Genomic DNA, 23,968 nt, shown 5'->3' with positions numbered 1-23,968 from the left:
GTAGCCTACGTGTCCGTAGGTTACGAAGCCGTAGGTTAAGGGCGGCGTAAGGACCGCGGACCGGACGGGTCCACCGCTCCCCGTCTAGCCGATCTCCTCCCGTGTCGCGTCCCTCAGTACTCCGTCGGCCACCAGCAGCCAGCGGGTGATCCCGATGGAGTCCAGGAACGGCAGATCGTGCCCGGCGACGATCAGCGCGCCCTCGTACGACTCCAGCGCCGACGTCAGTTGGTGCACGCTCGCCATGTCGAGGTTGTTGGTCGGCTCGTCCAGCAGCAGCAACTGCGGGGCGGGTTCGGCCAGCAGCAGCGCGGCCAGCGCCGCCCGGAACCGCTCGCCGCCGGAGAGCGTGCCCGCCTGCTGGTCGGCACGCTTGCCCCGGAAGAGGAAGCGGGCCAGCCGGGCCCGGACGCGGTTGGGGGTGGCGCCCGGCGCGAACCGGGCCACGTTCTCCGCGACCGTCGCCCCGTCGTCCAGCACGTCCAGCCGCTGGGGCAGGAACCGCAGCGGCACGTGTGCCTCGGCCAGCCCGGAGACCGGAGCCAGCTCCCCGGCGATCGTGCGCAACAGCGTCGTCTTTCCGGAGCCGTTGCGGCCGACGAGCGCGATCCGCTCCGGGCCGCGCAGATCCAGCAGGCCCTCGACGCGAGGCCCGTGGACCGTCTCCAGCTTCTCCAGTGTGAGCACCTGCCTGCCCGGCGGTACGGCCGTGTACGGCAGGTCGACGCGGATCTCGTCGTCGTCCCTCACCGCCTCCACCGCCTCGTCCAGGCGCTCCCTGGCCTCGGCGAGCCGCTCCTCGTGCATGATGCGGTGCTTGCCCGCCGACTCCTGGGCCGCGCGCTTGCGGGCCCCCATCACGATCTTCGGCTCGCGCTTGGAGTCGTACATCTTCTGCCCGTACCGCTTGCGGCGGGCCAACTTCATCTGGGCGTCGGACAGTTCCCTGCGCTGCTTGCGCACGTCGGCCTCGGCCGCGCGCACGGTCCGCTCGGCGGCCTCCTGTTCCACGGCGAGGGCCTCCTCGTAGGCGGAGTAGTTGCCGCCGTACCAGGCGACCTCGCCGGCCCGCAGGTCGGCGATCTGGTCGACCATGTCCAGCAGCTCGCGGTCGTGGCTGACCACGACGAGCACGCCCGGCCAGCCCGCCACGGCCGCGTACAGCCTGCGGCGGGCGTACAGGTCCAGGTTGTTGGTGGGCTCGTCCAGCAGCAGCACGTCGGGGCGGCGCAGCAGCAGCGCGGCCAGCCGGAGCAGCACCGACTCGCCGCCGGAGACATCGCCGACGGTGCGGTCCAGGCCGATGTGGCCGAGGCCGAGTTCACCGAGGGTGACGAGGGCGCGCTCCTCGACGTCCCAGTCCTCGTCCAGGGTCTCGAAGTGCTCCTCCGGGACGTCGCCCGCCTCGATGGCGTGCAGCGCGGCCCGCTTGGCGGCGATGCCGAGGGCCGCCTCGACACGCAGGGCGGTGTCGAGGGTGACGTTCTGCGGGAGCAGGCCGATCTCGCCGGACACCCTGATGGTGCCGTCGGTGGGGGTGAGGCTGCCGGAGAGCAGCTTGAGCAGGGTCGATTTGCCCGAGCCGTTGGCGCCGACCAGGCCGGTGCGGCCGGGGCCGAAGGAGATGTCGAGGCCGTCCAGGACGGGCGTGCCGTCCGGCCAGGCGAAGGTCAGGGAGGTGGCGGAGAGAGAAGTCGCGGGTGATGACATACGGGGCCTCACGGTTGCCGGGGTGCGGTCTGGTCGGGGAGCTGACGAGACACCGCGGGGCGGAAACCGGAAGCCTTGAGGCACGGGAGGCCGATAAAAAAAGGGCCTGTGCCTGAGGGACGGCTCGTACGCCGAGGTCGAACGCCACGCACACCTCACCGGTGTGAACGCGATGTCTCATGACCTCAGACGAGCAACGTCCTTCTCCTATCGACGGCAACAGAACCGCTGTACACGCTACGAACGGCTGTGAAGCCTGTCAACGCGATTAATGCGTGAGCGGGGCGGGCCCGCGACCGGGGCGGGTCAGCCGGCGTCCCGCATCAGCTCGGCCAGCCCCTGGTCCAGGTCGAGCTGAAGGTGTTCGAGGCCCACCGGCACCAGCTCGCCGGCCGCCCGCAGGAAGCGCCGGATCTCCCCGGAGCGCACATGCACCACCGCGGTGCCCTCCGGCGCGTGGAACTCCAGCACCGTCCGGTCGTAGCCGTACGGCCGCACGCGCACGTCCCCGTCGCCCTGCGGCTCGTGCAGCCCGGCGGACAGCAGCTCGCGGGAGAAGGTCCAGCACACCTCCACGCCCGCCAGGGTGGCCGGGGCCGGGAAGGTCATCCGGACGGCGTACGGGTCGCGCCGGTCGTAGTGCAGCGCGGCGGGAATGCTCGGCATGCGCGGCGCGGCGGCGACGAGACGCGCCTCCACGATTGCCTCGATCACGGTGGACAAAGCCTGTGCTCCCTCGGGACGGCTGGACACTGCTCCTGCGCGGGTTGCGGCCTGACACCGGGAGAGACGACGGAAGCCTTCGTTCCGTGCACACCGTCCGGGAGTGACCTCGGTCACGGTCGAGGGGTGCGAAACGGGCTCGAATCCGGGTACTCGGTGCGCTATCGGGCAGCGCGAGAGGCCCCGTGGAGCGACGGAGGGAGCGACCATGCCAGCCGGTTCCAGCCCCAAGCGCGAGCGGCAGTACGAGCACATCAAGGACAGCGAGCTGGAGCAGGGCGCGAGCGAGGACCGCGCGGAGGAGATCGCCGCGCGCACGGTCAACAAGGAGCGCGCCCGCGCCGGGGAGTCGAAGACGGCCAGCCGCAGCTCCGTCGAGGACATGTCGTCCGGGGAGCGCGGCGGCCGGCGTTCCGGGAAGGGCTCGCGGGGTCCGACCTACGACCAGCTCTACAACGAGGCGAAGCAGCGCGGCATCGACGGCCGCTCCGACATGAACAAGGAGCAGCTCCGGCACGCGCTGGAGAGGAAGAAGTGAGCCGGAGCGGGCTCAGCCCGCGCTCTGCCGGGGCCGCGCCAGCTCGGGCGCCGTCTTCGTGGCGGTGAACTCGGTGACGCGGTACTCGCACACCCCGGCCGTGACGAACGGGTCCTCGGCCACGACCGCCTCGATCTCCGCCCGGCTGTCCGCGACGGCTAGGACGACCCCGCCGTCGCGGGGGTTCTTCCGCCCGGAGGCCAGGAAGAGACCCTTGTCGTACTGCTCGTCCAGCCAGGCCACATGAGCGGTCAGGGCGGCGTCGACGGCGTCGAGCGGGGCGGTGTACGTCAGCTCCAGTACGAACATGATCGCGAGCCTACCCCCGCGCCCCGTAGGGTCATGGCCACCATGATCTCCGCACAGGTTCCGGCCGACTGGCCGACCACCGAGGAAGAGGCCCGCGCCGTCCAGGACGCGCTGCGCGGCCGCGTCGTCCGCGACGAGACGGGCCCGCCGCCCGGCACCGGCCACGTCACCGGCGTCGACGTGGCCTACGACGACGAACGCGACCTGGTCGCGGCGGCGGCCGTCGTCCTGGACGCGGCGACCCTGGAGACGGTCGCGGAGTCGACGGCGGTGGGCCGCGTCGCCTTCCCCTACGTCCCCGGCCTGCTCGCCTTCCGCGAGCTGCCCGCCGTGCGCGCGGCCCTGGATGCGCTGCCCTGCCCGCCCGGCCTGGTCGTCTGCGACGGCTACGGCCTCGCCCACCCCCGCCGCTTCGGCCTCGCCAGCCACCTGGGCGTCCTGACCGGCCTGCCCACGCTGGGCGTGGCCAAGAACCCCTTCACCTTCACCCACCCCGACCCCGCCCCGGCACGGGCGAGCACCGCCCCGCTGCTCGCGGACGACGGCGAGGAGGTGGGCGTCGCCCTGCGCACCCGGACCGGGGTGAAGCCGGTGTACGTCTCGGTGGGGCACCGCATCACGCTCGACAACGCGATCGCCCACACCCTCGCCCTGACTCCCCGCTACCGCCTCCCCGAGACCACCCGCAGAGCGGACGCCCTGTGCCGCGAGGCGCTGCGACGGGCGGCGGGGGCCTAGGCGCTCCGCTCCGCCACCACCCGGAACCCGATCCCCGCGGCCTGGAGTCGCGCCAGCAGGGCGTCGCCCATCGCGGTCGCCGGGGTGAGCTGGCCGGAGCGGGCCGGGAGGTCGTCCGTGGCCAGGGACAGGGCCGCCTCCGCGAACATCTTCGCGGTCTCCCCGTAGCCGGGGTCGCCGCCCGTGACCTCGGTGAAGACGCGCCGGCCGCCGCCCTCGCCGACGAAGCGGATGCGGAACCAGCTCCGGGCGCGCTTCTCGGCGCTCGGGCCCTCGCCGGGCCGGAGCCGGCCGGAGAGCCAGGCGCGCACGGGGGAGAGCTGGGCCGCCAGCGCGAGGACGCCCACGCCCGCCACCCCGGCCGCCGCGACCGGGAGGTGCTTCACCGCCGCGTAATGGCGGTAGCGGAAGTCGGGGCCGTAGCGGTCCAGGGACTTGGCTGAGCGGCGCACGATCTGCGGGTCGATGGTGGCCAGCGGCAGCGCCCAGGCGCCGATCTCCCCGGCGAATCGGGGCGCCCCCGTGGGCGCGGAGACCCGGCGGTCCATCAGGCGCGGCTCGTGCCGGGCCCGGTCGCGGGCCGCCGCCCACATGCTCCCGGCACGCGCGAACTGGTTCAGCGCCGAGGCGAGCGTGCCCCCGGAGAAGCTCGCGTCCACCGACACGAACCCGTCCACCCGCAGCGGCACCCCCTCGGGTAGCTGCCGCACCGTGAAATAGGCGCCCAGGTCGTGCGGTACGGAGTCGAAACCGCAGGCGTGCACCAGCCGGGCGCCGGTCTCGCGGGCGCGGGCGTCGTGGCGTACGTACATCAGGTCCACGAACTCGGGCTCGCCGGTGAGGTCGAGGTAGTCCGTACCGGCGTCGGCGCAGGCGGCGACCAGTTCCTCGCCGTAGCTGATGTACGGGCCGACGGTCGTGGCCACCACGCGAGCCTGCTCCGCGAGCGCCCGCAGGGTGGCGGGGTCGCTCACGTCGGCCCGGAGCACTCCGATGGCCGAGCCGCCTGGCAGCCGCTCGCGCAGCGCCTCCAGCCGGGCGGGGTCCCGGCCCGCGACGGCCCAGCGCAGGCCCTCGGGAGCGTGCGCGGCGAGATACTCCGCCGTCAGCGTGCCGACGAAGCCGGTGGCGCCGAACAGCACGATGTCGTAGGGACGGTCCGTCGATTTCAGCCTGCTCATGACACTCCTTGACCGTGCGGCCCGTGCAGCCCGCGCGACTGTCGGGGGCCGAGGCTAGCGTGAACGGTGCGGGGCCCGGCGGGCGCCCCGGAGCCGCGTGCCGGGGAAACGGGGCGCACCGGGGCACTTCGCTAAGCGCTCGCTCGTTCAGGTCTTGTGCCCGGTGGACGGGGTTCCTAGCATCACCGGTGTTACATCGTTCGTGTCATACGCGCTTGGGGGCATGACGGCATGACGACGGCAATGACGCCGGGGCAGGGCCCGCTCAGCGGGGTGCGGGTGGTGGAGCTGGCCGGGATCGGGCCCGGCCCCTTCGCCGCGATGCTGCTCGCCGACCTGGGCGCCGACGTGGTCCGGGTGGACCGCCCCGACGGCCCCGGCCTCGGCATCGACCCCGCCCGCGACGTGACCAATCGCAACAAGCGCTCCGTCGTGGTCGACCTCAAGGCCCCGGATGGTCCCGCGCGCGTGCTCGACCTCGCCGAACGCGCCGACGTCCTCATCGAGGGCTACCGCCCCGGCGTCGCCGAGCGCCTCGGCGTCGGTCCCGCCGACTGCCACGCCCGCAACCCCGCCCTGGTCTACGGCCGGATGACCGGCTGGGGCCAGGACGGCCCGCTCGCCGACCGCGCCGGACACGACGCCTCCTACATCGCCGTCACCGGCACCCTCGGCATGATCGGCCGCCCCGGCGAACCCCCGGCCCTGCCCGCCAACCTCCTCGGGGACTACGCGGGCGGCTCCCTCTATCTCGTCGTGGGCGTCCTCGCCGCGCTGCACCACGCCCGCGCCACCGGCACCGGCCAGGTCGTGGACGCCGCCATCGTGGACGGCACCGCCCATCTCTCCGCCATGATCCACGGCATGCTCGCCGCGGGCGCCTGGCAGGACCGCCGGGCCGCCAACCTCCTGGACGGCGGCTGCCCCTACTACGGCACCTACGAGACCGCCGACGGCCGGTACATGGCGGTCGGCGCCCTGGAACCCCGCTTCTACGCCGAGTTCCTCCGCCTCCTCGACCTCGACGGCCTGGCCGACGCCCACCACGACCCGGCCCGCTGGCCCGAGCTGCGCGAGCGGGTGGCCGCCCGCTTCAAGTCCGCCACCCGCGCCGAGTGGTCGGACGTCTTCGAGGGCACCGACGCCTGCGTCGCCCCCGTACTGAGCCTGCGCGAGGCCCCGCACCACCCCCACCTGGCCGCCCGCGCCACCTTCACCGAGCACGACGGGCTGGTCCAGCCCGCCCCCGCCCCGCGCTTCTCCGCCACCCCGACCGGCGTCCGCACCGGCCCCGCCCTGCCCGGCACCGGCGCCGCCGACGTGGCCCGCGACTGGGACCTCCCGCACGCCACCGGCTGACCGCCCCGCCCCACCCTCCCGAAAGGCACACCAGTGACCACCGAAGCGTTTGTGTACGACGCGATCCGCACCCCGCGCGGCCGAGGCAAGGCCAACGGGGCGCTGCACGGCACCAAGCCGATCGACCTGGTCGTCGGCCTGATCCACGAGATCCGCGCCCGCTTCCCCGGCCTGGACCCCGCCGCCATCGACGACATCGTGCTCGGCGTCGTCGGACCCGTGGGCGACCAGGGCTCCGACATCGCCCGGATCGCCGCCGTCGCCGCGGGCCTGCCGGACACCGTGGCGGGCGTACAGGAGAACCGCTTCTGCGCCTCGGGCCTCGAGGCCGTCAACACGGCCGCCGCCAAGGTCCGCTCCGGCTGGGAGGACCTGGTGCTGGCCGGCGGCGTCGAGTCGATGTCCCGCGTGCCCATGGCCTCGGACGGCGGCGCCTGGTTCAACGACCCGATGACCAACCTCGCCACCAACTTCGTCCCCCAGGGCATCGGCGCCGACCTCATCGCCACCATCGAGGGCTTCAGCCGCCGTGACGTCGACGAGTACGCGGCCCTGTCCCAGGAGCGCGCCGCCGACGCGATCAAGGGAGGCCGCTTCGACCGCTCGGTGGTCGCCGTCAAGGACCGCGCGGGTCTCACCGTCCTCGACCACGACGAGTTCCCCCGCCCCGGCACCACCGCGGACTCCCTCGCCGGTCTCAAGCCGTCCTTCGCCGACATCGGCGAACTCGGCGGGTTCGACGCGGTCGCGCTGCAGAAGTACCACTGGGTGGAGAAGATCGACCACGTCCACCACGCGGGCAACTCCTCCGGCATCGTGGACGGCGCCTCCCTGGTCGCCATCGGCTCCCGCGAGGTGGGGGAGCGGTACGGACTCACCCCGCGCGCCCGGATCGTCTCCGCCGCCGTCTCCGGCTCCGAGCCCACCATCATGCTCACCGGCCCCGCCCCCGCCACCCGCAAGGCGCTCGCCAAGGCCGGGCTGACCATCGACGACATCGACCTGGTCGAGATCAACGAGGCGTTCGCCGCCGTCGTCCTGCGCTTCGTCAAGGACATGGGCCTGTCCCTGGACAAGGTCAACGTCAACGGCGGCGCGATCGCGCTCGGCCACCCCCTCGGCGCCACCGGCGCGATGATCCTCGGCACCCTCGTGGACGAACTGGAGCGCCAGGACAAGCGCTACGGCCTGGCCACCCTGTGCGTCGGCGGTGGCATGGGCATCGCCACGATCATCGAACGCGTCTGAACTCCCAGCGGAATCAGCGGTATCAGCGGAACCAAGCGACTTCTACGGAGACGACTGTCATGACCGAGAGCACCACCATCCGCTGGGAACAGGACGACACCGGTGTCGTCACCCTCGTCCTCGACGACCCCGGCCAGTCCGCGAACACCATGAACCAGGCGTTCCGCGACTCCCTCGCCGTGATCACCGACCGGCTGGAGGCCGAGAAGGAATCGGTCCGGGGCGTCATCCTCACCTCCGCCAAGAAGACCTTCTTCGCGGGCGGCGACCTGCGCGACCTGATCAAGGTCACGCCCGAGACCGCCCAGGACCTCTTCGACGGCGGCCTCGCCATCAAGCGGAACCTGCGCCGCATCGAGACCCTCGGCGTGCCCGTGGTCGCCGCGGTCAACGGCGCGGCCCTCGGCGGCGGCTTCGAGATCGCCCTCGCCTGCCACCACCGGATCGCCCTCGACGCCCCCGGCTCCAAGATCGGCTGCCCCGAGGTCACCCTCGGCCTGCTCCCCGGCGGTGGCGGCGTCGCCCGTACCGTCCGGCTGCTCGGCATCACCGACGCGCTGCTGAAGGTGCTGCTCCAGGGCACCCAGTACAACCCGCGCCGCGCTCTGGAGAACGGCCTCGTCCACGAGGTGGTGGAGACGCCGGAGGAGCTGACCGCCCGGGCCCGCGCCTTCATCGACGCCAACCCCGAGTCCCAGCAGCCCTGGGACAAGCCCGGCTACAAGATCCCCGGCGGCACCCCGGCCAACCCCAAGTTCGCCGCCAACCTGCCCGCCTTCCCGGCCTCGCTGCGCAAGCAGACGGGCGGCGCGCCCTACCCGGCGCCGCGCAACATCCTCGCCGCCGCGGTCGAGGGCGCCCAGGTCGACTTCGAGACCGCGCAGGTCATCGAGGCCCGCTACTTCGTGGAGCTGGCGGCCGGGCAGACCGCGAAGAACATGATCCAGGCGTTCTTCTTCGACCTCCAGGCCGTCAACTCCGGCGTCAGCCGCCCCAAGGGCATCGAACCCCGCAAGGTGCGCAAGGTCGCCGTGCTCGGCGCGGGCATGATGGGCGCCGGGATCGCCTACTCCTGCGCCCGCGCCGGGATCGAGGTCGTCCTCAAGGACGTCTCGCTGGAGGCGGCCGCCAAGGGCAAGGGCTACTCCGAGAAGCTATGCGCCAAGGCCGTCGCCAAGGGCCGCACCAGCCAGGAGAAGGCCGACGCCCTGCTGGCCCGGATCACCCCGGCCGCCGACGCGGCCGACCTCGCGGGCTGCGACGCGGTGATCGAGGCGGTCTTCGAGGACACCGCGCTCAAGCACAAGGTGTTCCAGGAGATCCAGTCCGTCGTGGAGCCCGACGCGCTGCTCTGCTCCAACACCTCCACGCTCCCCATCACCGCGCTGGCCGAGGGCGTCGAGCGCCAGGGCGACTTCATCGGGCTGCACTTCTTCTCGCCGGTCGACAAGATGCCGCTGGTCGAGATCATCAAGGGCGAGCGCACCGGTGACGAGGCGCTGGCCCGCGCCTTCGACCTGGTCCGGCAGATCAACAAGACCCCGATCGTCGTCAACGACTCGCGCGGCTTCTTCACCTCACGGGTGATCGGCCACTTCATCAACGAGGGCGTCGCCATGGTCGGTGAGGGCGTGGAACCCGCCTCGGTGGAGCAGGCCGCCGCCCAGGCCGGCTACCCCGCCAAGGTCCTCTCCCTGATGGACGAGCTGACCCTGACCCTCCCGCGCAAGATCCGCGCGGAGACCCGCCGGGCCGTGGAGGAGGCGGGCGGCACCTGGACCCCGCACCCCGCCGACGAGGTCGTGGACCGCCTGGTCGACGAGTTCGGCCGCCCCGGCCGCAGCGGCGGCGCCGGCTTCTACGACTACGAGGACGGCAGGCGCGCGGGCCTCTGGCCGGGCCTGCGCGAGCACTTCACCAAGCCCGGTCACGAGATCCCGTTCCGCGACATGCAGGAGCGGATGCTCTTCGCGGAGGCCCTGGACACCGTCCGCCTCCTGGAGGAAGGCGTCCTGACCTCGGTCGCCGACGCCAACATCGGCTCCATCCTCGGCATCGGCTTCCCCGGCTGGACCGGCGGCGTCCTGCAGTACGTCAACGGCTACGAGGGCGGCCTGCCGGGCTTCGTGGCACGGGCCCGCGAACTGGCGGACCGCTACGGAGACCGCTTCACCCCGCCCGCGCTGCTGGTGGAGAAGGCGGAGCGGGGGGAGACCTTCACCGACGCCCGCTGACGTCTTCTAAGCGGGGCGCGTTCCGGGGGCTCGGTCCTCCGGGGCGCGCCCCGCGTCGTCGTCCCCCAGCCACTCCCGCACCTCCTGCCGCAGCGACCGCTGGAAGGTGGTCAGGAGCGCCTGGATCACCAGGGGCTGCATGTGGGCGGAGAGGGTGCGGACGTCCTTCGGGGCGCGTTCGGTGACCGTGTCGCGCAGCAGGGACGAGAGTTCCCGGGCGGCGGCGCGGGAGTGGTCGAGCAGGGTGGTGCGGGCGGCGAGGATGACCTCCTGGGAGAAGGGCAGGTCCAGGAGCTGCACGGCGAGGCGCAGCATGCCGGAGTCGACCCGGTAGGCGTCCTCCCCCTCCTCGGGCGCCTGGTCCTCCTCGGGTGCCAGGACGTCCATCGCCGCCAGACGCCGTACGTCCTCGTCGCTGAGCCGTCGGCCCGCCCGGCGGTCCAGTTCCGCGCGGCCGATCGTCTCCACCGCCTCCGGGGCCCAGGAGGAGACCACCGCCCGGTGCACCGCGAGGTCCTGGGCGGTGAGGTCGGCCGGGAGCCGGCTCAGATAGCGCTCGATCGCGGCCAGCGTCATCCCCTGGACCCGCAGCTCCTCGATCAGCGCCAGCCGGGCCAGGTGCTCGCGGCCGTACCGTCCGACCCGTCGGGGACCTATCTCGGGCGGCGGGAGCAGACCTCGGGTGCCGTAGAAACGCACCGTGCGCACGGTGACGCCGGACCGTGCCGCCAGCTCGTCGATGGTGAGGGTCGGGTCCTCGGCCTCGGTCGTCATCGCAGCAGTATCGCTGTCGCAGCAAGAGTGTGAAACCCGCGAAGGTCATGTGAGAAGTGCCGCTCTGTGACGTGGACCACCGCATATCGGGTGATCTCTCTGGGAAGCTGCTGCCTTGGTCTGTACCGCGACACGATCGCGCGGCGGGCCGCCCTGTAAGGAACCGGTCCCACGAGGTCCGGGAGTACCAGAGAGTGGAACGACCCGTGAGCAAGGACGCCGTTGGTTCGGCCCCGGCCACTGCCTCAGCGCAGCAGGCCCACACGCCCGCGGACGCGGGCGACGCCGGTTACAGCAAGGACCTCAAGCCCCGGCACGTCAACATGATCGCCATCGGCGGCGCCATCGGCACCGGCCTGTTCCTGGGCGCGGGCGGCCGCCTGCACAACGCGGGCCCCGCGCTCGCCCTTGCCTACCTGGTCTGCGGAGTCTTCGCGTTCTTCGTGGTCCGGGCGCTCGGCGAGCTCGTCCTGTACCGCCCGTCCTCCGGGTCCTTCGTGTCGTACGCGCGCGAGTTCCTCGGCGAGAAGGGCGCCTATGTCGCCGGCTGGATGTACTTCCTGAACTGGTCGACCACCGGCATCGCCGACATCACCGCGATCGCGCTCTACACGCACTACTGGAGCATGTTCACGTCCATACCGCAGTGGGTGCTGGCACTCATCGCGCTGGCCGTGGTGCTCGCCGTGAACCTGATCTCGGTGAAGATCTTCGGCGAGATGGAGTTCTGGTTCGCGATCATCAAGGTCGCCACCCTGGTGGGCTTCATGCTCATCGGCATCTTCCTGCTGGCCACCCAGCACGACGTGGACGGCCAGCAGCCGGGCCTGAGCGTCATCACCGACCACGGCGGGATCTTCCCGCACGGCATGATGCCCGTCGTCCTGGTCATGCAGGGCGTGATCTTCGCGTACGCCGCGCTGGAGCTGGTCGGCGTCGCCGCCGGTGAGACCGAGCACCCCGAGAAGGTCGTCCCGCGCGCGGTGAACTCGATCATGTGGCGCGTCGGCGTGTTCTACGTCGGCTCCGTCGTCCTGCTCGCGCTGCTGCTGCCCGGCTCGGTGTACTCCGCCGACCAGAGCCCGTTCGTGACCGTGCTGTCCAAGGTCGGCATCCCGGCGGCCGGCGACGTGATGAACCTGGTCGTGCTCACCGCCGCCATGTCCTCGCTGAACTCCGGCCTGTACTCCACGGGCCGCATCCTGCGCTCCATGGCCATGGCCGGTTCCGCGCCGAAGTTCACCAGCCGGATGAATCGCAGCCAGGTCCCCTACGGCGGCATCCTGCTGACCTGCGCGGTCTGCGTGCTCGGCGTCGGCCTGAACTACCTCGTGCCCAGCCAGGCGTTCGAGATCGTGCTGAACGTGGCCTCGCTCGGCATCATCAGCACCTGGGTGATCATCATGGTCTGCCACATGATCTTCGTCCGCCGTGCCCGCGAGGGCCAGGTCACCCGGCCGCACTTCCAGCTCAAGTTCAGCCCGGTCACGGAGATCGTCACGATCGCCTTCCTGCTGGTCTGTCTCGGCATGATGTGGAACGACCCCGAGGTCGGCCGCCGCACCCTCTACCTGATCCCGCTGATCGCCGTCCTGCTGGTCGCCGGCTGGTTCGGCGTCCGCCGCCGGGTCACCGCGAACACGGACCGGGAGCTGACCGACCTCACGAAGTAGCAGCTCGGGGCCACTGTCAGTGGCTGCCCCTACGGTGGCGTCATGTCGGAGATCCTTTACATCCGGGGTGACGCCACCGTTCCGTGTGCGGAGGGCCCCAAGGTGATCGCCCATGTCTGCAACGACATCGGCGGCTGGGGGAGGGGCTTCGTCTCCGCGCTGTCCGCGCGCTGGCCGGAGCCGGAGGCGGCCTACCGGGCCTGGTACCGGGGCCGCGCGGCGAACGACTTCGGTCTGGGCGCCGTCCAGCTCGTCGAGGTGGGCCCGCGCCTGTGGGTGGCCAACATGATCGGCCAGCACGGCATCAGGGGGCGCGGCAAGGGCGTCCCGGTGCGGTACGAGGCGATCGACACCGCGCTCGGACGGCTCGCGGACCAGGTGATCGAACTAGGTGCCTCCGTGCACATGCCCCGCATAGGCTGCGGTCTGGCGGGCGGCGAGTGGCCGCGCGTGGAGCCGCTCGTGAGCGGGCGGCTGCTGGGCCGGGGCATCCCGGTGACCGTGTACGACCACGGGGAGGGCGGCGCATGACCGACGTGCTGGTGCTGGGCGGTGCCGGGGTGGACACCATCGTCCGCGTGCCCGAGCTGCCGCTGCCCTTCGCCGACAGCTATCCCGTCGACACCGGCGTCCACACCCGCGCCGGGCAGACCGGCGACTTCGTCGCGCTCGGGCTCGCCGCGCTGGGCCTGCGCGTCCACCACCTCGACCTGATCGGCGACGACCCCGAGGGCGACCTCGTCCGGGCCCTCCATCACGAGCGGGGCATCGCCCTGACCGCGCTGCCGCAGCCCGCCGGGACCAAGCGGGCGGTCAACCTGGTCGGCCCCGACGGCCGCCGTCTCTCCCTGTACGACACCAGCCGCGCCCGCCCCGGCGACCGCTTCCCGGACGACGTGCTGCGTCCCCTCGCCGAGGCCGCCCGGCATGTCCACGTGACCATCACCCAGCCCTGCGCCGAGGCGCTGCCGCTGTTGCGGGAGACCGGCGTGCCGCTCTCCACCGACCTGCACGACTGGGACGGCGAGAACCCGTACCACGAGCCGTTCGCCCTCGCGGCCGACCTCGTGTTCGTCTCCGCCACCGCCCTCGCCGACCCCGAGCGCACCATGCGCCGGATCGCGGAACGGGGCCGCGCCCGGATCGTCGTCGCCACGGCGGGCGCCGAGGGGGCCCGTCTGCTCGCCGACGGCGAGCTGATCCACGTCCCCCCAGCGGTCCCGCCCGCCCCGGTGGTCGACTCCAACGGCGCGGGAGACGCCTTCGCCGCCGCCTTCCTCTACGGCCACCTGGCCGGGGAGGCCCCGGAGCGCTGCGCACGCTACGGCGCCATGGCGGGCGCCTACGCCTGCACCGTCCCGGCCACCCGCGCGGACGCGATAGGCCGCGACGGCCTCCTCGGCGAGGGAGCCGTCACGGCCTAGACGGGGCCGGGCTCAGTGCGCGTGCACGTCGTTCGTCGCCTCGATCTTCTTCCACGACTTCGGCTGGGCGGCCTTCACCGCGGCGGACGGGGCGAGAGAGGCCGCGCCGGCGTCCCTCGCGTCCGGCTTCGACGGCTGGAACAGCCAGGTGTCGAAGAGCGCGGCCAGCGGCTTGCCGGACACCTGCTCGGCGTACTTCTGGAAGTCGGCCACCGAGGCGTTGCCGTAGGCGTGCTTCTTCGGCCAGCCCTTCAGCAGCGCGAAGAACGCGTCGTCGCCGATCTCCTCGCGCAGCGCCTGCACGGCGAGCGCGCCACGGTCGTAGACGGCGAGGTCGAACTGGGCGTCGGCGCCGGGGTCACCGGGCGCGACGGTCCAGAACGGGTCGTCGGCCGGGTGCGAGGCGTACACGTAGTCCGCCAGCTCGCGCGTGGTGCCCTCGCCCTCGTGCTCGGACCAGAGCCACTGCGCGTAGCGGGCGAAGCCCTCGTTGATCCAGATGTCCTTCCAGCCCTTGAGCGACACGTCGTCGCCGTACCACTGGTGGGCCAGCTCGTGCACGACCACCGAGGCGTTGGAGCCGGCCGCGAACTGCTTGGGGCTGTAGTAGACGCGGGTCTGCGTCTCCAGCGCGTACCCGGTGGTGGTGTTGGGGACGTAACCGCCCGCCGAGGAGAACGGATACGGCCCGAAATAGCCGCTCAGCCAGTCCACCAGCTCGCCGGTGCGCTCCACGCTCGCCCGTGCCGCCCCGTCGTTCGCGCCGAGGTCCTTGCTGTAGGCGTTGATCACCGGCACCCCGCCCTCGGAGGTGGAGGTGGTGATGTCGAACCGGCCGAGCGCGAGGGTGGCCAGGTAGGTCGCCTGCGGCTTGTCCTGCCGCCAGTTGTAGCGCGTCCAGCCGAGCTTCGAGCTCGTCGACTGGAGCGTGCCGTTGGAGATCGCCTGGGTGCCGTCCGGCACCGCCACCGACACGTCGTAGGTGGCCTTGTCGCTGGGGTGGTCGTTGCTGGGGAACCACCACCAGGCCGCCTCGGGCTCGTCGGCCGCGATCGCGCCGTCCGGGGTGCGGTGCCAGGTGGAGAAGCCGTACGCGCTCTTCGTGGACGGCACCCCGCTGTAGCGGACGACCACGGTGACCTGCGTCCCCTTGGCCAGCGGGGTCTTCGGGGTGACCACCAGTTCATGCTCGCCCGAAGTGGTGAACGCGGCCTTGGCGCCGTTGACCCGCACCTCGCTCACGTCCAGCAGGAAGTCCAGGTCGAAGCTGGACAGGTCCTGCGTGGTCTTCGCCAGGATGGTCGCGGTGCCCTGCAGCTCGTCCGTCCTCGGCTGGTACTGGAGCCTCAGGTCGTAGTGCGAGACGTCGTAGCCGCCGTTGCCGTACTGCGGGTAGTAGGGGTCGCCGATGCCCGGCGCGCCGGGGGCGAACGTCGCGGCCGACGCCGGGATCGCCAGCAGGAGGGAGGCCGCGGCCAGTGCGCTCGGCGCGATGATTCTGCGGTGCACGTCAGCTCCAAGTCTTCGGGACAGGAAGTCTGTTCGGAGCCTATTCAGTCCCGGCCGCCCTTGGCGTGTCCACGCTCCCTCCCGTCACACGATCGCCATTCAGCCGTCACGCGTCCCGGTGACCACCGAAAGGCCCTCTTCTGCACGGGTGTTGACGGGGGTAGCGTCCGCCCATGCCGAATCGCTCGCTCTGGAGAATGCTCGCGGTCCTGGCCGTCGGCGCACTGACGGCCGTCCTCCTCGCCCCGTCCGCCGCCCAGGCGGCACCGCGCGAGAGCAGGCCCGTCTACTCGTACGCCGACGCCGTCCGCGAGTCCGTATGGGTGGACACCGGCCTGGACGAGGACGGCGACGGCCGCACCGACCGCGTCGCCGCCGACATCGTCCGCCCGTCCGAACCGGCCCGCCAGGGTCGCAAGGTGCCCGTCATCATGGACGCCAGCCCCTACTACTCCTGCTGCGGCCGAGGCAACGAGAGCCAGCTCAAGACGTACGACGCGCAAGGCCACGTCGTGCAAATGCCCCTTTTCTACGACAATTTCTTCGTTCCTCGTGGCTACGCGTTCGTCGGCGTCGACCTCGCCGGCACCGACCGCAGCGACGGCTGCGTGGACGTCGGCGGCCGCTCCGACATCGGCTCCGCCAAGGCCGTCGTGGACTGGCTCGGCGGCCGCGGCCGCGCCTACACCACCCGCACCGGCACCACACCGGTCAAGGCGGACTGGACCAACGGCGCCACCGGCATGATCGGCAAGAGCTGGGACGCCACCATCGCCAACGGCGTCGCCGCCACCGGCGTCAGGAACCTCAAGACCATCGTCCCGATCAGCGGCATCTCCTCCTGGTACGACTACTACTTCGCCCAGGGCGCCCAGCTCTACGACGGCGGCCCCGACGAACTCGCCGGATACGTGGAGAGCGACTCCGCCCAGGCCCACTGCGCGGCCGTACAGGAGAAACTCGCCGAGGGCAGCCCCGACTCCGGCGACTGGACCCCGCTGTGGACCGAGCGGGACTACGTGAAGGACGCGGGCAAGGTCCGCGCCAGCGTGTTCCTGGTGCACGGGATGCAGGACCTCAACGTCCGCACCAAGCACCTCGGCCAGTGGTGGGACGCGCTGGCGAAGCACGGCGTCGAGCGGAAGATCTGGCTCTCCCAGACCGGCCACGTCGACCCCTTCGACTACCGGCGCGGCGCCTGGGTCGACACCCTGCACCGCTGGTTCGACCACGAGCTCCTCGGTTACGACAACGGCATCGACCGCGAGCCCATGGCCGACATCGAGCGCCACCCCGACCAGTGGGCCACCTCCGCGCTCTGGCCGCCGCGTGACACCCGGACCACCACCCTGTACCCGGCCGGCGGCACCACGCCCGGCGTCGGCACCCTGGGCCCGCGCCGGGCCACCGGCACCGAGACCTTCACCGACGACCCGAGCCGGAGCGAGACCGACTGGGCGGCCGACCTCACCAGGTCCACCCACGACAAGGCCGCCTTCATCACCCCGGCGCTCACCGGCCCGCTGCGGATCTCCGGTTCCTCCCAGGTGACCGTCACCGCCACCCCGAGCACCGCCTCCGCCCACCTGTCCGCCGTCCTGGTCGACCTCGGCCCGGACACCATCCGGGATTACGCCGACAGCGCCGAGGGCATCACCACCCTCACCGAGCGCACCTGCTGGGGCGAGAGCACCGCCGGGGACAGCGCCTGCTTCAAGGCGACGTCGGCGAAGACGGCCGACGTCGGCGCCACCGTCGTCAGCCGGGGCTGGGCCGACCTCGGCCACCACGCCTCGCTCGCCAAGGGCGTCCCGCTCACCCCCGGCCGGGCCTACACCATGACCCTCGACCTGGCCGCCACCGACCACGTCGTCCCCGAGGGCCACCGGCTGGCGCTGGTCGTCGCGGGCACCGACAAGGACCTCATCGAACCGCCCTCCACCCGCCCCACCCTCACCCTCGACCTCTCCCGCACCACCGCCCGGCTCCCGCTGACCGGCGGCCCGGCCGCCCTGGACCGCGCCACCGCCGCACCGCCGACGCCGCGCACCCTCACCGTCGTCGGCACCCCGCGCTGCCTGACCGGCTACGGCGACGGCTGCACCGCCACCGGGTCACCGAGGCGGACCGTGCCCGGTTCGAGCACCTCCAGGTAGACACCGACGCAGGACAGGCGGCCCAGACCGAACACCGGCACCCGGTGTTCGCGGGCCACCGTCCGCATGACGGCCGGGTCGGCCGGAAGGCCGGCCTGGGCCAGGGCGGGGAGCACACAGCGGGGCGTGGGCACCGTCACCCGGAACAGTGCCCCGCCCACCCGCAGCCGGGCGCCCACCCAGGCGTCCTCGGGGAAGCCCGGGACGTCCGGTGTGTCGACGACCAGGTTGGGCCGGAAGCGGCGCGGATCGAAGTCCCCCGTGGGGCAGGCCTCCCGCAGCCGCGCCAGGGACGCGGTGGTGACCAGGTGGACGGCGCCGAAGTCGAAGAACGTCCCCGGTGCCACACCGCCCGAGGTGACCGACGTACCGGTGTCGTCCGTACGGGCCGTGCCCCGCAGCACCTCGGGCAGGCCGCCCTCGTACGCGGGCACCTCCCGCTCCAGCGCGCCGCCGGCCCGCGAAGGGTCGTCCGACACGGACACCTCCCGGCCCAGCAGCTCGGACAGCCGGGCGTCCAACTCCGGGTCACCGGGGGAGTGGGCCGTCCCGTCGGGCAGTCCGATCGTCACGGATGCGCCGAACGTCGCCCCGCACCCGAGCAACCGGCCCCACTTACGCGGGTGTTTGGCGGAGCCGACCGCTCCCGTGCCGTCGAGAACAGCCGCCACCCGGTCTCCGTGCAGCCCGCGCGCGGTGACCGCGACGCTCGTCAGGGGCTCGCCGAGCATGGACTTCACCGGGTAGCGGCGCAGCGCCGTCACAGTCGCCATGGCCCGATCATCACCGAGAGGCGGCGGCGAGGTCGAGACCACGGGGCGCGGGCCCCGCCGGAGGCCGGGCCGGGCCGTCCAACGGCGTACCGTCCCCTACCCACTCGACCACGCGTACGCCGGCGACCCGGCCGTGCCCGCTCCCGGCCCCGCGGCCGTCCGGCGGGCGGGAAACGCCTGCCTCCGCCGGGCGCTGCGCGGGCGGGACGCGGGAATACTCACCGCATGTCCCCCGCCTACGCCACCTTCGGTCTGGAACCGGCGACCCGTGTCGGCGCCGTCCTCGCCGACGGCGGCTACCAGGTCCACCGCGACTTCGTGGACTTCGTCGTCGACGGCCGTCCGCTGCTGCTGCGGCTCTCCGACCTGGACGCCGTGTCGCCGCTCGCCGCCGACCTCCCGCCCGCCGTCCTCGACGCCCGGGTGCGCGCCCTGCTGCTGGAGGACGAACCCCCGCTGCCCGGCGGCCGGTTCGTGCTCTACAACTGCCCGGAGTGCCCCGACCTCGGCTGCGGCGCCGTCACCGTCGTCATCGAACGGGACGGCGACGACTTCCGCTGGCGGGACTTCGCCTGGCAGACCGGTGAACACGTCGACCTCGAACGCGACGGCTACCACGGCATCGGCCCCTTCCACTTCCACGGCCCCGCCTACCGCGCCGCCCTCACCGCGCTGCTCGACGGCGCCCCCGCCGCCGCCCCGCCGCGCCGGGTGCTGCTCGTCGGCCCCCGCGTCGGCCTCCTCGCCAAGCTCGCGGCGGCCCTGCGCGGCATCGGCATCGGCGCCGACATCACCTTGGACGCCACCGACGTCCCCGTCGAGGAACTGAACGGCTACGGTGCCGCGTTGACCGGCCCCACGCTCCCGGAGCCCGAACGGGCCGCCGTACGCGAGGCGTTCGGGCGCCCCGGCGTCGACACCGTCCTCATGGCCGCGTCCGCCCCGATCGTCCCGCTCCTCGTCGCCCAGCTCCAGCAGGCCCTGGACCGGAGCCCGGCCGGGAGCCGCCGTCTCACCGCGCTGACCGCGACCCCCGAGGCCGCCGAGATCGAGGTGAGCGCACCGGGCCGCATCCAGCTCACCGCGTACCGGCTCGACCGGCTCCGCCGCACCCGCTCCCACACCGTGCTGGACGCCACCCTCGGCCCCGGCCGCCACCGCCTGCCGCTCGGCGCGGGAGCGGTCAGGGGCGAGACGTACCTCGTCGCGCGCACCTCCGGCGGGGTCCTGGTGGCCCCGGTCCGGGGCGGGTCCGCCCGCGACTAAAATCGGCGTCCTGATGACTGCCACCCTCGTCGCCAAGAACCTCGCCGCCGGACATGGCGACCGCTCCCTCTTCACCGGGCTCGACCTCGTCGTCGCACCCGGTGACGTGATCGGACTGGTCGGCGCCAACGGCGCGGGCAAGTCCACGCTGCTCAAGATCCTCGCCGGGCTCACCCCGCCCGAGGAGGGCGAGCTGCGGCTCTCCCCGCCGACCGCGACCGTCGGCCACCTCCCGCAGGAGCCGGAGCGCAGGCCGGGCGAGAGCGTGCGCGAGTTCCTGGCCCGCCGCACCGGCGTCGCCGAGGCCCAGCGCACCATGGACGAGGCCACCCAGGCGCTGGTCGACGGCGCGCCCGGCGCCGACGACGCCTACGCCACCGCGCTGGAGCGCTGGCTGAGCCTGGGCGGCGCCGACCTGGACGAACGCGCCGAGGACGTCGCCGGCACCCTCGGCCTCGCGGTCGGCCTCGACCGGCCCATGACCTCCCTGTCCGGCGGCCAGGCCGCCCGCGCCGGACTCGCCTCGCTCCTGCTCTCCCGCTACGACGTCTTCCTGCTGGACGAGCCCACCAACGACCTCGACCTCGACGGCCTGGAGCGGCTGGAGCGCTTCGTCACCGGGCTGCGCGCGGGCACCGTCGTCGTCAGCCACGACCGCGAGTTCCTCACCCGCACGGTCACCAAGGTCCTCGAACTCGACCTGGCCCAGCAGCAGATCAACCTCTACGGCGGCGGCTACGCGGCCTACCTGGAGGAGCGGGACGTGGCCCGCAGGCACGCCCGCGAGGACTTCGAGGAGTACGCCGACAAGCGCGCCGCCCTCCAGGACCGGGCCCAGATGCAGCGCTCGTGGATGGACAAGGGCGTTAAGAACGCCCGGCGCAAGGCGAGCACCGACAACGACAAGATCGGCCGCAAGTTCCGCAGCGAGGCCAGCGAGAAGCAGGCCGCGAAGGCCCGGCAGACCCAGCGGATGATCGAACGCCTCGACGTGGTCGAGGAGCCCCGCAAGGAGTGGGAGCTGCGCATGGAGATCGCCGCCGCACCACGCTCCGGCGCCGTGGTGGCCACGCTCCGCGACGCCGAGGTCCGGCGCGGCGACTTCACCTTCGGGCCGGTCTCGCTCCAGGTCGACTGGGCCGACCGGATCGCGGTCACCGGTGCCAACGGCGCGGGCAAGTCCACCCTGCTCGGCGCCCTGCTGGGCCGGGTCCCGCTGGACTCCGGGGACGCCACGCTGGGCTCCGGGGTGCTGGTCGGCGAGGTCGACCAGGCCCGCAAGCTGTTCCACGGCTCCGAGTCCCTGCTCGACGCCTTCCAGGCGGCCGTACCGGACACCGAGCCGGCGGAAGTGCGTACCCTGCTCGCCAAGTTCGGCCTGAAGTCGGACCACGTGCTGCGTCCGGCCGCGTCCCTCTCGCCCGGCGAGCGCACCCGCGCCGCCCTCGCCCTGCTCCAGGGCCGGGGCGTCAACCTGCTGGTCCTGGACGAGCCGACCAACCACCTCGACCTGCCCGCCATCGAACAGCTCGAGTCGGCCCTCGACTCCTACGACGGCACCCTGCTGCTGGTCACCCACGACCGCCGCATGCTGGACGCGATCAAGGTGACCCGCCGCCTGGAGGTCGCCGACGGCAAGGTGACCGAACGCTGAACCCCGTCCTCGGCCCGGCCGGAGAGCCGGGCCGAGGACGGGGAGCGGGTCAGCGGCGGCCCTTCTTCGGGTCGACCAGGCCCGCGCGGCGCAGCGCGTCGGCCATGGCGCTGTTGGCCGGCGCCGGGGCCGGACGGCCGCCCCGGTCCTTGCCGCCGCCGTTCCCACGACCCTGGCCGCCCTGGGCCTGACGCTGGCCCTGACCTTGACCCTGGCCTTGCCCCTGCCGCTGCTGCGGCGGGCGGGCACCGCCACCGCGCTGCTGACGGGGGCCGCCACGCTCCTGCGGGGCCGCCTCGTCGTCCAGCCGCAGCGTCAGCGCGATCCGCTTGCGCGGGATGTCCACGTCCAGGACCTTCACCTTGACGATGTCACCCGGCTTGGCGACGTCCCGCGGGTCCTTGACGAACGTCTTCGACATCGCCGACACATGGACCAGACCGTCCTGGTGGACGCCGATGTCCACGAACGCGCCGAAGGCGGCCACGTTCGTCACCACGCCCTCCAGCACCATCCCGGCGGCCAGGTCGGAGATCTTCTCCACGCCCTCCTTGAAGGTGGCCGTCTTGAACGCCGGACGCGGGTCACGCCCCGGCTTCTCCAGCTCCCTCAGGATGTCGGAGACGGTCGGCAGACCGAAGGTGTCGTCCACGAAGTCGGCGGCCCGCAGCGAACGCAGCACGCCCGTGTTGCCGACCAGCGTGGCCACTTCCTGCCCGGCCGTCTTCACCATCCGCCGCACCACCGGGTACGCCTCCGGGTGCACGCTGGAGGAGTCCAGCGGGTCGCTGCCGCCCCGGATGCGCAGGAAGCCCGCGCACTGCTCGTACGCCTTGGGGCCCAGGCGGGACACCTTCTTCAGCTCCGAGCGGGAGGCGAACGGGCCGTTGGTGTCGCGGTGCGTCACGATGTTCTCGGCCAGCGTGGCGGAGATGCCGGACACCCGCGAAAGAAGCGGCACGGACGCGGTGTTGACGTCCACGCCGACGCCGTTCACACAGTCCTCGACCACCGCGTCCAGCGAGCGGGACAGCTTCACCTCGGAGAGGTCGTGCTGGTACTGGCCGACGCCGATCGACTTCGGGTCGATCTTCACCAGCTCGGCCAGCGGGTCCTGCAGACGCCGGGCGATGGACACCGCGCCGCGCAACGACACGTCCATGCCGGGCAGTTCACGGGAGGCGTACTCCGACGCCGAGTACACCGAAGCGCCCGCCTCGGACACCATCACCTTGGTGAGGTTCAACTCCGGGTGCTTGGCGATGAGTTCGGTGGCCAGCTTGTCCGTCTCGCGGGAGGCGGTGCCGTTGCCGATGGCGACCAGGTCGACCTGGTGCTCCTTGGCCAGCCGGGCCAGCTTGGCGATCGCCTCGTCCCACTTGTTGGCAGGGACGTGCGGGTAGATCACATCGGTGGCGACGGCCTTGCCGGTGGAGTCGACCACGGCCACCTTCACCCCGGTGCGGAAACCGGGGTCCAGGCCCAGCGTGGCGCGGGTGCCGGCCGGGGCGGCCAGCAGCAGATCGCGCAGGTTGGCGGCGAACACGTCGACCGCCTCGTCCTCGGCCGCCGTACGCAACCGCAGCCTGAGGTCGATGCCGAGGTGCACCAGCACCCGGGTGCGCCAGGCCCAGCGGACGGTGTCGCCGAGCCACTTGTCACCGGGACGGCCCCGGTCCGCGATGCCGAACCGGCCCGCGATGATGCCCTCGTACGACGAACGGGCCCCCGGCTCCGTCGGCTCCTCCGGCTCCAGGACGAGGTCGAGGACCTCCTCCTTCTCGCCGCGCAGCATCGCCAGAACGCGGTGCGAGGGGAGCGCGGTGAACGGCTCGGTGAAGTCGAAGTAGTCGGCGAACTTGGCGCCCGCCTCCTCCTTGCCGTCACGCACCTTGGCGGCCAGCCGGCCGCGCGTCCACATCCGCTCGCGCAGCTCGCCGATCAGGTCGGCGTCCTCGGAGAAGCGCTCCGTCAGGATCGCCCGCGCGCCCTCCAACGCCGCCTGCGCGTCCGCGACGCCCTTGTCCGCGTCCACGAACGCGGCCGCCGCGGCCGCCGGTTCCACCGACGGATCGGTCAGCAGCCCCTCGGTCAGCGGCTCGAGACCGGCCTCACGCGCGATCTGCGCCTTGGTGCGCCGCTTGGGCTTGTACGGGAGGTAGATGTCCTCCAGGCGCGCCTTGGTCTCGGCGCCCCGGATGCGCTCCTCCAGCTCGGCGGTGAGCTTGCCCTGCTCGCGCACCGACTCCAGGATCGCGCTCCGGCGGTCCTCCAGCTCGCGCAGATACCGCAGCCGCTCCTCGAGCGTACGCAGTTGAGCGTCGTCGAGGGATTCGGTCGCCTCCTTGCGGTAGCGGGCGATGAAGGGCACCGTCGAACCGCCGTCCAGCAGCTCCACCGCGGCCTTCACCTGCCGCTCCCGTACGCCGAGTTCCCCGGCGATCCTGCCTTCGATGGACCCTGTGAGGGGTGTCGTCACGATCCCGTACCGCCTTCTCCGCTTAAGGTTGCGCGGCAATTGTGGCAGGTGGCGGCGGAGAACGGACGGCAGGGCGCACCGGGCGCCCCGTGTCAGGCGCGGCCGCTGGAGGCCCCGCCGAACAGCCGGGCGAGTGCCCGGAACGGCAGGGTGACGACGGTCGCGATGGCGCCGCCTATCTGGCGCAGCACATCGGCGATGGCACGGAACATGAGAGAAC

20 protein-coding genes are annotated in these 23,968 nt (G+C 72.5%); 11 read left to right on the top strand and 9 right to left on the bottom strand.

Going from position 1 to position 23,968, the window contains the following annotated elements; genetic code table 11:
* Positions 1-84: 84 nt before the first annotated feature.
* Together HEK131_RS19470 and HEK131_RS19465 are read right to left on the bottom strand one after the other, a co-directional pair.
* Positions 85-1,710 (bottom strand): ABC-F family ATP-binding cassette domain-containing protein, encoded by a 1,626-nt coding sequence (locus HEK131_RS19470; RefSeq protein ID WP_244336335.1) that lies wholly within the window; start codon positions 1,708-1,710, stop codon positions 85-87.
* A 306-nt stretch (positions 1,711-2,016) separates the two neighbouring features.
* A complete protein-coding gene (locus HEK131_RS19465; protein ID WP_217463850.1) occupies positions 2,017-2,433 on the bottom strand; it encodes an SsgA family sporulation/cell division regulator in 417 nt (138 codons plus the stop codon).
* Between the two features lie 208 nt (positions 2,434-2,641).
* Between HEK131_RS19465 and HEK131_RS19460 the strand changes: the two genes are divergently transcribed.
* Positions 2,642-2,971 (top strand): plasmid stabilization protein, encoded by a 330-nt coding sequence (locus HEK131_RS19460; protein WP_244336334.1) that lies wholly within the window; start codon positions 2,642-2,644, stop codon positions 2,969-2,971.
* Between the two features lie 12 nt (positions 2,972-2,983).
* Here the strand turns inward: HEK131_RS19460 and HEK131_RS19455 are convergent, their stop codons facing one another.
* On the bottom strand, positions 2,984-3,280 hold the full coding sequence (locus tag HEK131_RS19455; RefSeq protein WP_244336333.1) for a YciI family protein: 297 nt from the start codon (positions 3,278-3,280) through the stop codon (positions 2,984-2,986).
* A 42-nt stretch (positions 3,281-3,322) separates the two neighbouring features.
* On the opposite strand from HEK131_RS19455, the gene HEK131_RS19450 reads away from it, so the two are divergent.
* Positions 3,323-4,018 carry an endonuclease V gene (locus HEK131_RS19450; RefSeq protein ID WP_244452080.1) on the top strand — a complete coding sequence of 232 codons (696 nt, stop codon included), beginning with the start codon at positions 3,323-3,325 and terminating at the stop codon, positions 4,016-4,018.
* Here HEK131_RS19450 and HEK131_RS19445 read toward each other — a convergent pair.
* Complete coding sequence (locus HEK131_RS19445; protein ID WP_244336332.1) at positions 4,015-5,199, bottom strand: saccharopine dehydrogenase family protein; 1,185 nt, start codon at positions 5,197-5,199, stop codon at positions 4,015-4,017. The genes HEK131_RS19450 and HEK131_RS19445 overlap by 4 nt on opposite strands.
* Before the next feature lie 231 nt (positions 5,200-5,430).
* Between HEK131_RS19445 and HEK131_RS19440 the strand changes: the two genes are divergently transcribed.
* Genes HEK131_RS19440 through HEK131_RS19430 form a run of 3 tightly spaced genes read left to right on the top strand, consistent with a single transcriptional unit; the run spans position 5,431 to position 10,040 of the window.
* Positions 5,431-6,558, top strand: a complete 1,128-nt coding sequence (locus HEK131_RS19440) for a CaiB/BaiF CoA transferase family protein (RefSeq protein WP_279614263.1) — start codon at positions 5,431-5,433, stop codon at positions 6,556-6,558.
* A gap of 33 nt (positions 6,559-6,591) precedes the next feature.
* On the top strand, positions 6,592-7,806 hold the full coding sequence (locus tag HEK131_RS19435) for an acetyl-CoA C-acetyltransferase (protein ID WP_244336331.1): 1,215 nt from the start codon (positions 6,592-6,594) through the stop codon (positions 7,804-7,806).
* A gap of 59 nt (positions 7,807-7,865) precedes the next feature.
* Positions 7,866-10,040, top strand: a complete 2,175-nt coding sequence (locus HEK131_RS19430; RefSeq protein ID WP_244336330.1) for a 3-hydroxyacyl-CoA dehydrogenase NAD-binding domain-containing protein — start codon at positions 7,866-7,868, stop codon at positions 10,038-10,040.
* Between the two features lie 6 nt (positions 10,041-10,046).
* On the opposite strand, the gene HEK131_RS19425 is transcribed toward HEK131_RS19430, so the two are convergent.
* Complete coding sequence (locus tag HEK131_RS19425; protein ID WP_244336329.1) at positions 10,047-10,814, bottom strand: MerR family transcriptional regulator; 768 nt, start codon at positions 10,812-10,814, stop codon at positions 10,047-10,049.
* Positions 10,815-11,020: 206 nt separating this feature from the next.
* Here HEK131_RS19425 and HEK131_RS19420 point away from each other — a divergent pair, with 206 nt between their 5' ends.
* From HEK131_RS19420 to HEK131_RS19410, 3 genes are read left to right on the top strand one after another with little or no spacing between them, the layout of a single operon-like run.
* A complete protein-coding gene (locus tag HEK131_RS19420; protein ID WP_217463857.1) occupies positions 11,021-12,487 on the top strand; it encodes an amino acid permease in 1,467 nt (488 codons plus the stop codon).
* Between the two features lie 42 nt (positions 12,488-12,529).
* Positions 12,530-13,018 (top strand): macro domain-containing protein, encoded by a 489-nt coding sequence (locus HEK131_RS19415; RefSeq protein WP_244336328.1) that lies wholly within the window; start codon positions 12,530-12,532, stop codon positions 13,016-13,018.
* Positions 13,015-13,911, top strand: a complete 897-nt coding sequence (locus HEK131_RS19410; RefSeq protein WP_244336327.1) for a PfkB family carbohydrate kinase — start codon at positions 13,015-13,017, stop codon at positions 13,909-13,911. Before HEK131_RS19415 ends, HEK131_RS19410 begins: the two co-directional genes overlap by 4 nt.
* Before the next feature lie 12 nt (positions 13,912-13,923).
* Here the strand turns inward: HEK131_RS19410 and HEK131_RS19405 are convergent, their stop codons facing one another.
* Positions 13,924-15,420 (bottom strand): M1 family metallopeptidase, encoded by a 1,497-nt coding sequence (locus tag HEK131_RS19405; protein ID WP_244336326.1) that lies wholly within the window; start codon positions 15,418-15,420, stop codon positions 13,924-13,926.
* Between the two features lie 173 nt (positions 15,421-15,593).
* Between HEK131_RS19405 and HEK131_RS19400 the strand changes: the two genes are divergently transcribed.
* A complete protein-coding gene (locus tag HEK131_RS19400; protein ID WP_244336325.1) occupies positions 15,594-17,576 on the top strand; it encodes a Xaa-Pro dipeptidyl-peptidase in 1,983 nt (660 codons plus the stop codon).
* Here the strand turns inward: HEK131_RS19400 and HEK131_RS19395 are convergent.
* The gene (locus tag HEK131_RS19395) at positions 17,507-18,349 is read right to left on the bottom strand and encodes an MOSC domain-containing protein (protein ID WP_244336324.1); all 843 of its coding nucleotides are present in this window, start codon (positions 18,347-18,349) and stop codon (positions 17,507-17,509) included. The two genes, HEK131_RS19400 and HEK131_RS19395, sit on opposite strands and share 70 nt — an antisense overlap.
* Before the next feature lie 225 nt (positions 18,350-18,574).
* Here HEK131_RS19395 and HEK131_RS19390 point away from each other — a divergent pair, with 225 nt between their 5' ends.
* Both HEK131_RS19390 and HEK131_RS19385 read left to right on the top strand, forming a co-directional pair.
* Entirely contained in the window at positions 18,575-19,615 is a 1,041-nt protein-coding gene (locus HEK131_RS19390) for an oxidoreductase (RefSeq protein WP_244336323.1), read from the top strand.
* Between the two features lie 13 nt (positions 19,616-19,628).
* The gene (locus HEK131_RS19385) at positions 19,629-21,269 is read left to right on the top strand and encodes an ABC-F family ATP-binding cassette domain-containing protein (protein ID WP_244336322.1); all 1,641 of its coding nucleotides are present in this window, start codon (positions 19,629-19,631) and stop codon (positions 21,267-21,269) included.
* A 49-nt stretch (positions 21,270-21,318) separates the two neighbouring features.
* Here HEK131_RS19385 and HEK131_RS19380 read toward each other — a convergent pair whose 3' ends face one another.
* On the bottom strand, positions 21,319-23,748 hold the full coding sequence (locus HEK131_RS19380; RefSeq protein WP_244336321.1) for a Tex family protein: 2,430 nt from the start codon (positions 23,746-23,748) through the stop codon (positions 21,319-21,321).
* Positions 23,749-23,840: 92 nt separating this feature from the next.
* Positions 23,841-23,960 (bottom strand): LPFR motif small protein, encoded by a 120-nt coding sequence (locus tag HEK131_RS30160; protein WP_254641675.1) that lies wholly within the window; start codon positions 23,958-23,960, stop codon positions 23,841-23,843.
* Positions 23,961-23,968 lie beyond the last annotated feature (8 nt).

The sequence above is a fragment of the Streptomyces seoulensis genome (assembly GCF_022846655.1).
Taxonomy (GTDB): Bacteria; Actinomycetota; Actinomycetes; order Streptomycetales; family Streptomycetaceae; genus Streptomyces.
Note: the sequence above shows the minus strand (reverse complement) of the source record. Positions and strands in the feature narration are given on the sequence as shown.

What these genes read in the sequence shown, in the direction of transcription:
- HEK131_RS19470 (WP_244336335.1), bottom strand. Translation starts at nt 1,710, where the DNA reads ATGTCATCACCCGCGACTTCTCTCTCCGCCACCTCCCTGACCTTCGCC.
- HEK131_RS19460 (WP_244336334.1), top strand. Translation starts at nt 2,642, where the DNA reads ATGCCAGCCGGTTCCAGCCCCAAGCGCGAGCGGCAGTACGAGCACATC.
- HEK131_RS19455 (WP_244336333.1), bottom strand. Translation starts at nt 3,280, where the DNA reads ATGTTCGTACTGGAGCTGACGTACACCGCCCCGCTCGACGCCGTCGAC.
- HEK131_RS19450 (WP_244452080.1), top strand. Translation starts at nt 3,323, where the DNA reads ATGATCTCCGCACAGGTTCCGGCCGACTGGCCGACCACCGAGGAAGAG.
- HEK131_RS19445 (WP_244336332.1), bottom strand. Translation starts at nt 5,199, where the DNA reads ATGAGCAGGCTGAAATCGACGGACCGTCCCTACGACATCGTGCTGTTC.
- HEK131_RS19440 (WP_279614263.1), top strand. Translation starts at nt 5,431, where the DNA reads ATGACGACGGCAATGACGCCGGGGCAGGGCCCGCTCAGCGGGGTGCGG.
- HEK131_RS19430 (WP_244336330.1), top strand. Translation starts at nt 7,866, where the DNA reads ATGACCGAGAGCACCACCATCCGCTGGGAACAGGACGACACCGGTGTC.
- HEK131_RS19425 (WP_244336329.1), bottom strand. Translation starts at nt 10,814, where the DNA reads ATGACGACCGAGGCCGAGGACCCGACCCTCACCATCGACGAGCTGGCG.
- HEK131_RS19415 (WP_244336328.1), top strand. Translation starts at nt 12,530, where the DNA reads ATGTCGGAGATCCTTTACATCCGGGGTGACGCCACCGTTCCGTGTGCG.
- HEK131_RS19410 (WP_244336327.1), top strand. Translation starts at nt 13,015, where the DNA reads ATGACCGACGTGCTGGTGCTGGGCGGTGCCGGGGTGGACACCATCGTC.
- HEK131_RS19400 (WP_244336325.1), top strand. Translation starts at nt 15,594, where the DNA reads ATGCCGAATCGCTCGCTCTGGAGAATGCTCGCGGTCCTGGCCGTCGGC.
- HEK131_RS19395 (WP_244336324.1), bottom strand. Translation starts at nt 18,349, where the DNA reads ATGGCGACTGTGACGGCGCTGCGCCGCTACCCGGTGAAGTCCATGCTC.
- HEK131_RS19390 (WP_244336323.1), top strand. Translation starts at nt 18,575, where the DNA reads ATGTCCCCCGCCTACGCCACCTTCGGTCTGGAACCGGCGACCCGTGTC.
- HEK131_RS19385 (WP_244336322.1), top strand. Translation starts at nt 19,629, where the DNA reads ATGACTGCCACCCTCGTCGCCAAGAACCTCGCCGCCGGACATGGCGAC.
- HEK131_RS30160 (WP_254641675.1), bottom strand. Translation starts at nt 23,960, where the DNA reads ATGTTCCGTGCCATCGCCGATGTGCTGCGCCAGATAGGCGGCGCCATC.